The organism is Mesorhizobium sp. M0816 (genome assembly GCF_040320005.1).
Taxonomy (GTDB): Bacteria; Pseudomonadota; Alphaproteobacteria; order Rhizobiales; family Rhizobiaceae; genus Mesorhizobium.
The window spans coordinates 1-1793 of the sequence record NZ_JAMYOT010000087.1; the positions used below are offsets into that span (position 1 = coordinate 1).

Genomic DNA, 1793 nt, shown 5'->3' on the forward strand with positions numbered 1-1793 from the left:
AGGGGAGGCGCGCTAATGAATGCTCCCACCCAATCGCTGCAAACAACGGCCGTCTGCGAGACGGTAGCTGAACGCGTCGCTCGCGCGCTCCAACGTCATGGCGTGGATACCATCTTCGCCCAAAGCCTTCCTTCCGCCGTGATCCTTGCCGCGGAGAGGATCGGCATCCGGCAAGTCGCTTACCGACAGGAAAATATGGGTGGGGCGATGGCCGACGGCTATGCCCGCCTCTCTGGCAAGGTAGCTGTGGTCGCCGCTCAAAACGGCCCTGCCGCGACCTTGCTCGTGCCGCCGTTGGCTGAAGCACTTAAAGCCAGTGTTCCGGTCGTGGCCCTGGTTCAGGAGGTCGAGCGCGACCAGGCCGATCGCAATGCGTTCCAAGAGCTCGACCATCTCGCGCTGTTCCAGGCTTGCGCCAAGTGGATTCGCCGCGTGGTCGTTGCCGGCCGCATCGACGACTATATCGACGCGGCTTTCACCGCCGCGGCTTCCGGCCGACCCGGTCCGGCAGTCCTGCTGCTGCCCGCTGATCTATTGCGTGAGAACGCGCCTGCTCCCGCTTTCGCGCGCCAGGCCAATCTCGGTCATTGGCCATTGGATCGCATGCAGCCCGATGCCGGGACTGTCGAAGCAGCCGCCCGCGCCATAGCGCAGGCTCGGGCGCCGGTGGTTCTCGCCGGCGGCGGCGCTCATGGCGGCGGGGGGGCGGTGGAACTCGCAGAACTTCAGGAAATGGCTTCTCTTCCAGTGTTCACCACGAATATGGGAAAGGGGGGAGTGGACGAGCATCATCCATTGTCGGCCGGGGTTTTGGGGTCTTTGGTGGGACCTCGGTCCCTTGGTCGCCACAGCCGGGCGCTTCTCGATGAGGCCGACTTGGTCCTGCTCGTCGGAACGCGCACCAATCAGAACGGGACGGATAACTGGCGTCTTATCCCTCCCGCAGCCAAGATCGTGCATATCGACATCGATCCGGGCGAGATTGGGCGGACCTATGAAGCTTTGCGCATGGTAGGTTCGGCGGCTGAAACGCTCCGTGCGCTGCGCAAAGCGCTGGAAGCACAATCACTCGACCTGCGTCGGCAAGCCAGAGCGGGCCTGGAGTCCAGAATTGCGGCGGCCTGGCAGGCTTTCGAGAAAGATCGGCAGGCAGTGGCGCACGACTTGAGGACACCGATCCGTCCCGAATATCTCATGCACGAGATTCAGTCCCGCCTGACGCCCGAAACTACTGTCGTGACTGACGCTAGCTATTCGTCGTTCTGGGTGACGGGACAACTTCGTAGTCTAAAAGCCGGGATGCGTTTCATCACCCCGCGCGGTCTGGCTGGTCTGGGATCGGGGCTGCCGCTCGCAATCGGGGCAAAAGTCGCTCATCCGGATCATCCGGTTGTCGCCATCGTCGGTGACGGCGGCTTTGCCCATAGCTGGGCTGAGCTGGAGACGCTCGTTCGCTCCGGCATCGCTCTTACCATTATCGTCCTTAACAACGGCATTCTGGGATTCCAGAAGCATGCCGAAACCGTTAAGTTTAAGGGCTATACGAGTGCGTGCCACTTCAGCGTGGTCGACCACACCAAGATCGCAGAGGCTTGCGCCTGCCCGGCAGTGCGCGTTACACGGGCAGACGAGCTTGGGGCTGCGCTTGACCGTGGACTTACCGGGTCGGGGCCGCTTCTGATCGATATGATTACGGACCCGGCCGCCTTTCCGCCGATCTCGCTATTCGAGAATCTGGAGGATGCAGCGTGAATACTGGACCCAATCCGCGAATTGCGGTTGTGTCGGGTGGT

1 protein-coding gene is annotated in these 1793 nt (G+C 62.2%); it reads left to right on the plus strand.

The annotated features are described in order from the left end of the window. The first annotated feature begins 15 nt into the window (after positions 1–15). Complete coding sequence (locus NKI17_RS36740) at positions 16–1752, plus strand: acetolactate synthase catalytic subunit (protein WP_352907932.1); 1737 nt, start codon at positions 16–18, stop codon at positions 1750–1752. The last annotated feature ends 41 nt before the right edge of the window (positions 1753–1793 follow it).

Excerpts from the sequence above, each read along its gene's own strand:
- NKI17_RS36740 (WP_352907932.1), top strand. The coding sequence starts at position 16 with ATGAATGCTCCCACCCAATCGCTGCAAACAACGGCCGTCTGCGAGACG.